At 41.1% G+C, this 6,379-nt stretch carries 5 protein-coding genes; 1 reads left to right on the forward strand and 4 read right to left on the reverse strand.

The features are described 5' to 3' along the window. The first annotated feature begins 329 nt into the window (after positions 1-329). Positions 330-1,736, forward strand: a complete 1,407-nt coding sequence (locus tag DEV76_RS09840; protein WP_109697699.1) for a hypothetical protein — start codon at positions 330-332, stop codon at positions 1,734-1,736. A 138-nt stretch (positions 1,737-1,874) separates the two neighbouring features. Here the strand turns inward: DEV76_RS09840 and DEV76_RS09845 are convergent, their stop codons facing one another. The 4 genes from DEV76_RS09845 to DEV76_RS09860 form a co-directional block, all read right to left on the reverse strand. Beyond that, the gene (locus tag DEV76_RS09845) at positions 1,875-2,588 is read right to left on the reverse strand and encodes a DUF1266 domain-containing protein (protein ID WP_109697700.1); all 714 of its coding nucleotides are present in this window, start codon (positions 2,586-2,588) and stop codon (positions 1,875-1,877) included. Between the two features lie 6 nt (positions 2,589-2,594). Then, positions 2,595-3,293, reverse strand: coding sequence for a hypothetical protein (locus DEV76_RS09850; RefSeq protein WP_109697701.1), 699 nt, complete (start codon positions 3,291-3,293; stop codon positions 2,595-2,597). A gap of 132 nt (positions 3,294-3,425) precedes the next feature. Continuing rightward, a complete protein-coding gene (locus DEV76_RS09855) occupies positions 3,426-4,484 on the reverse strand; it encodes a serine hydrolase domain-containing protein (protein WP_198652002.1) in 1,059 nt (352 codons plus the stop codon). A gap of 137 nt (positions 4,485-4,621) precedes the next feature. Next, positions 4,622-5,776, reverse strand: a complete 1,155-nt coding sequence (locus DEV76_RS09860; protein ID WP_109697702.1) for a helix-turn-helix domain-containing protein — start codon at positions 5,774-5,776, stop codon at positions 4,622-4,624. Positions 5,777-6,379 lie beyond the last annotated feature (603 nt).

Below are 6,379 nucleotides of genomic sequence, written 5' to 3' on the forward strand. Positions count from 1 at the left end.
GCTTCCTGCCTCAATATGCGCACAGGCAGTGAAGACCAGGGAAGTGATAAGTCTCTTGAGCCAAATGGCCATATACAGTTAAAGATAATTAACATAAGCTAAATGGCACTTCATAGCCTGAAATATTAGACCACGCTTAGCGAGGATATCTGAAAATTCCTGCGGGCGCTTGGCAGAACAATAATCCAACTGGTTCCAGCTGGCCGGCTGCATTTTATATACATAATCCGACATTTCAACGAAAATGTGTTGACTTGCTTCTGTTGATTGCGGAGTTTCGTGCCATCTACCCCAAAAATCTACTATAGGAAATCATGAATTACATGCATATGAAGCACCTCTTTTGGGTTCTTTTCCTGGCAGCCGGATTTGTTGCCTGCAAGAAATCCGGTTCACCCGACGGACAGCCTGATCCGGCACCCCAGCCCCAACCCCAGCAACCGGATATTCGTCCTCACGGTACTCCCGTAGGCACTTCGATCAAAAAAACGATTGGTGCTGCAGGTGGGACCATCGCCGCTACGGGCGGACGGATAACAGTGGATATTCCAGCAGGTGCATTGGCAGCCAATACGGAGATAACGTTGCAGGAAGTGACGAACTCCCTGCCTGGCAGCCCGGGAAAATCGTTCCGCCTGGAACCGGAAGGCATCAAATTCACCAAGCCCATCACGCTGACTATTCCTTACACCGACGCGATGCTGGCGGATACTATTCACCCGGATGCACTGTTCCTCGCCTATCAGGATAAAGCCGGAGGCTGGAGGTTCATGGCCAAATCTCGGGTAGATAAGGCGAACAAGACCGTCAAAGTGGAAACTGATCACTTCTCCGACTGGACGTTGTATGCACTATTCTGGCTGCATGCCGACCTGGACTATTTAACTATCGGGAAAACTACGGAATTGCAGGTACTCTCGATGATGAACGAGCCAGGCCGCCCCGTGGGCGAACATCCGGAGATCGCTATCACCGCTGCAAAAGTATTGGAGAACCCCAACAACGTTAAGAACTGGAAACTAACAGGAAAAGCAGGTGGGACGCTGGAGCCCCGTGGGCTGAAAGCCCATTTCAAAGCCCCGGAAACCCTGCAGTTTGATAATATCTCCAGCGTTTCCGTGGAGATCCACGACTGGGTGCCTCCTGAACTACGGCCCGGCAGATCGAACCCCATACTTACGCTCGTTCAGGACATAACGATCGACGATGGAACGTATTGGCTTTCCACCTACAATAACGTACTTTCGGAAGGGATACCCCTGCGCAATAATGTAATGATCCACGAAGGTGATTTAATCATTAACGGAATTATTGACGCCGAGGAGCCGGTAGACGGCTATACGCTCCAGATTTTCGGGAAAGGATACTCATCCGGCTCCCATCCCTATTACAGCATGGACCTTGACTTAGATGATACCGGGAAGTCGCTGGGAATGAAATTACCCCAGAACGCAGTTACTTATCATGTCGAATGTCCGCCCGAGGAACTGATATGGATTCCTTCCCCGGGATCGGTGAATATCGTAGAAGTGACAACCCAGTTTGGCAGGAAGTACGTTAGGGGAACAGCAACGGGTTCTGTATGGAGGGATGCCGGGGGATGTGAGGCAATCCGCGTAGGTAATTATTCCATCGAGTTCAAGGTAGCGAACCGGTATAATTTTGGTGATTTTGGTATACTGGAACCGATAATGTCCAAAATGATGATGGCAACAATGTTAAAGAAGAGGAAATAATTTTTATGAGATAGTGGAGGTCCGGCTGCTGAGGAGCCGGACCTTCTTTTTGTATCGATCCCCGCCATGCCGCCTGTATACCGTCGGGAATAATGATCCTGTATGAAATGAAGAGGTGTTTAAATACTATCTGCCTCTCTAAACAAAGGTCTTATCCAGTAAGGGACTTTTCCTGTTCTTCAGTAAATCATCTGCTATCGTGATCATGCCTGCATTGTGAGATGCACCCGACAATGCCCTTCCGTACACATAACTTGCGGTGTAGTCCTTCCAGGTTTTACAGCATCCTTTCAAACCGTTATAGCTTTCTTCCAGATACTGTACAAGTTCATTTGCAGTCAGATAATTCATATCAAAGCAACACCTGGCAATAAAAGAAGCCCGTCCATAATTCCATCCTGCATCTCTTACCTTTTCCAGTGCGGCATAGCTTTCAAATAATCCGGATGAAACAGCATCCGGGATAGCGGCGCTGATAGTTCTGTACATCTGGAGATATCGCTGAAACAGATGTTCATTCTCCGGCAATCCGGATTTTAGTATCTCCACATAATTCGCCTTATTGGCATATGCAGCGTATACAACGGCCAGATATGGATCGTTGTTCCTTGTTATCAATCCGGAGAGGATGCTTTTTGCGTCTTCACTATTGTTAATACCCCAATGATCCTGCAGCAATGTCTTGATTTCGCCCTTACTTAAACCTGTTTCAAAAGCGTTTAAGTAGGCCGACTGCTGGGCGGCATACATGGAGCTGACCAATACATAATCCAATTGCTTTCCATGCAGTGGTTGTTTGTCATTCAGCCGCAAGCCCGAGAAAGCACGCATTATTTTCTTCAGGAAACTCATATGGGATTATGCCGTTTTCAAATGAGGAAATCCGGCTTTCAATTCCGCCAGCAGTCGCTCGCCAACCACCTGGTACTTTGCCCTGTCCTGCAGTTGCTTTTTGACATTCATCATATCCGCAGGATCAACCGCATATCTCAGCCTATCATGTACTTCGAGCGACAACTGTTTCCCGTCAACGTCAAAAGTGATGACCTGCACTTTGGGCAAATATTCCTCTGCCTGCTTTGCATACAATCCGAATTGCGCCTTTAATATGCCGCCATCGTGCATCCGGGCTTTTTCCAGGTGAAAATTATCAAAGACTAAATGTTCTTCCATTTCACCGACTGCATCCGTTGTGAAAAAATGCAAATCCTTCCCACTCAGTACCCAAAATGCATCAGTATCAATCCGCTGAAGTTTTATGCCGGTACCAGACAAGGCAAAATTCTTCAGGCCATCGCCCAGGAGGTTTTTCACTTTGTCTGCGGTGCTCTGAGGAATGGATGCAGCACTGAAAGCATCTATAGCCTGCCCTTTCATCCAACCTTTAAGAAAAGAGAAATCCTGCAACAGGAGTTCATTTTTGTATGCAGTGTAATTTCTGCGTTCCTGATCAATGTCAATGTCGGCTTTTGCAGCTTTCTGGCGTTTGTTCATGATCACCATAAACACGATGCCGCCGATTACCAGGGCTCCCGGAATTAAAAACAGTGGGTTCATCTTTCTTGATTTTTCAGTTTTCTATTTTATATAAAAGAATATGCTTATGTAATAAGAGCGCAAAATAGAAATTTTATAACAAAACATTAAATAATAATATTATCTATAGTAATACCCCGCAACGAACAGTGATTATTTCAATACATTATCATAAATCTGGTTCAACAGGTTTTGCCTCATTTTTGAGTTTCTTTGGTCTAGCAGGATGATGATGCCCCAATTTTCAGCCCTATTATAGCATATAATTGAAGATTGTCCCATAGAATCACCTGTTTTCATATAGAGAGTATTTTTGTCGTCCGATACGATATTCGTTCCAAGTCCCATTTCCCTTTTTTCATCTTTATAAAAGATTTTTTCGGTGACGATGGCAGCTTTACCTATGGCGGTTTCCTTATTTAAGACTGCTTTTAAGAATGTGACCATATCAGATGAGCTGGATTTTATCAATCCGGCAGAAGCTGTAATATTCCAGTTGAAAAATTCCTGAATACCTCCATTGGGATTGTGGCCGGTTGTTCTGTTTTTTACATTGAAATCTTTGGTAAACGTATGGGGCATCCGTAATGGCGCAATCATTTTATATTTAATAATTTCACTATAACTTTTACCGTATACTTTTTCCAGTATCTGCCCGAGTAAAGTATAGCTAATCGTAGAGTAACGATATTTACCATAATCTTTCAGTTCACTGCAATTATTGATGATATCGGTCAGTGTTTTTTCAGTGACATTGCTTACCGGTTGCTGAGGGTTTAGTTCAATTAACTTTGCAAAATCTATATCAGGTAGCCCTGATTGATGAGATGCCAGATCTGAAATCCGGATTTTGTTCTTGATATTATTATGCAATATGTATTCTTTGGGAAGGAAGTCGTCAATATAACTATCTACATCTATTTTCCCCTCATTAACCGCCTGAGCAATTAAATTTGAGGTTAAAATCTTGGTGATAGATGCAATTTCGAATATGGAATTTTTATCAATTCTAGTTTGACTTTCAGCATTCAAATTGCCATAAGCGGTATAGTATTCCTCATTGTTTTTGATAAAACCCACACTAATCCCTACTTCAGGATTTTTTTGGTAATTGTTTTTTATTATTGAATCAATTTTTTGGGTAATGTCTTGCCCAAAGGAAAAGCTGCTGATCAATAACAGTACTGCTAAAATTTTTGCTCCCATTTTCATTGTATCGTATTTTATCATAAATTTTACTTCGATACAAATATGGGGAAGACGTTGAACCTATACGACCGGGTAAATGCATTCGGTCTGATTTGTTCAGAAAAATAGGTGTGAATCTTTTCAAAAAAGCGTACGAGTAATTACAAATTACTGTTTTTCAATTCTTTACGATATGACGTTGGGGTATTGCCAGTATGCTTTTTAAATGCAGTGTTAAAGGAGGATTTTGAATTAAAACCAACTTCATACAGAATTTCAAGGATAGTTACCTTACTTTTTGTATCATCCTTTAACATGTTCATAGCCTGCTCTATTCGATAAGTATTAACAAAATCATAAAAATGCTGCCCTATCTGATGATTAATTAAAAGCGACAAATCCCGGACAGGAATTCCCATCTTACCGGAAATATCCTGTATGGTTAGCGAGGGGTTTAGAAAAGGCTTTTCTTCGATCATGTATTTTTTTAATCTCAATATATCCTCCTGCCATTCTCTTTCACCAGCAATAGATTGTTCGTTGCTCTTATCCTCTGCAACAATCTCGGAAACAAGTTTTAGAGATGAATCAATATTTCTGAAAAGGCCCGGGTTATTTAATGCTTTAAATAAGTACCAGCAAATATTGAACAGTCCTAATACAAGGAGCCCGCTCTTTATCCATTCAGAAATATGTGGATAATCAGAAAATTTAAAAATGTTTTTTGCAAGTGCTATCAGATATACAATAGCTAACAGAATAGCGAATTGGAGTAACCAATTGTAAGAATTAATATTTTTCCCTGCATAATTTTCGAGATATAGTTTTTTTGATTTCCTTAATACCCTAAAAACCGCAATAGCATATACAATCATTTGTACATGTATCATAACATGATTAAACTGCAGCTCAATCATGCTTTGACGATTTATGATAAAATGAATTTTGGAAGCAACATCTACAGAATAAAAGCGCGGCAGCAAAACCAGGTTAGCAATTAAAAATGGCAGCAGATGTAGCAGGTATTTGAGTTTAAGCTTGAAATCCGAGTAACAAACGGATAGTACATATAGATAAAAAACGGGAATTTGCAGGAAAGCGAATGAAGCTCTGAACATTCCCAGGTTGGATGGACCATCAACCATGGTATTAAACAAAGGTTCACTAATGTCTATCGCTGTTATCAATAAAAACAGTGCAAACAGGGAATTACTTAGTTTGTTCTTTGTTTTAACGGTTATCAGAAAAACTCCGAGAAACAGCGAAATGAACAACGAGATAGTGCTTACAATAACTAATAAATTTATATTATCCATTCCTTACGCTTGTTTGTTTATCGCTATTTTCAGGCGCTTGATCAGCATACTGGTAATGCCTTTGAAATTCAATATCCGGCCCATGCAAATGTAGAATTTAGATTGACATCACCAGCACAGTTCATGTTTTGTAGAATTTAATGGCACACACACCGCATTGGGATGTACAAAATCCTAAAGGTGGAGGTTATCAGCCGGTTTATCCTTAAAAAATAAGATGAAATTTATAAATGAAGTAAAAGAGATTCTTCCTTATGACAGGGAGCAATATATTGATTATTTAAGCGGTGAAATGCAAACGAAGTGCTGTCGTATGATAGAAAAATTGAGGCTTATGAAAGGTTGCTTAAGAACGCTATTTTGAAATTTGATAGAAAGTCTTTTTGGATTGTTAATCATGATGATAAAGACCTGAAATGGCTACCGAAAACAGGGGACAATTCGATGTAAAAGCATATCGGGGAACATCACTTATTTGTAATAGTTCCGATTTGCCCTGACAGTCGGGTTAAAATATTAGGCAGCTGGCGGTATATCGTCCAGCTGTTTTTCTTTGGCTAAAGGTAGTGTTTCTTCAAAAGTCTGTAAAGGTGTCCTCCCGAA

It is taken from the genome of Chitinophaga deserti, assembly GCF_003149455.1.
GTDB classification, from domain to species: domain Bacteria; phylum Bacteroidota; class Bacteroidia; order Chitinophagales; family Chitinophagaceae; genus Chitinophaga; species Chitinophaga deserti.

Bases quoted from the DNA above. Each gene is read 5' to 3' on its own strand.
- DEV76_RS09840 (WP_109697699.1), top strand. From the start codon at position 330: ATGAAGCACCTCTTTTGGGTTCTTTTCCTGGCAGCCGGATTTGTTGCC.
- DEV76_RS09845 (WP_109697700.1), bottom strand. From the start codon at position 2,588: ATGAGTTTCCTGAAGAAAATAATGCGTGCTTTCTCGGGCTTGCGGCTG.
- DEV76_RS09850 (WP_109697701.1), bottom strand. From the start codon at position 3,293: ATGAACCCACTGTTTTTAATTCCGGGAGCCCTGGTAATCGGCGGCATC.
- DEV76_RS09855 (WP_198652002.1), bottom strand. From the start codon at position 4,484: ATGAAAATGGGAGCAAAAATTTTAGCAGTACTGTTATTGATCAGCAGC.
- DEV76_RS09860 (WP_109697702.1), bottom strand. From the start codon at position 5,776: ATGGATAATATAAATTTATTAGTTATTGTAAGCACTATCTCGTTGTTC.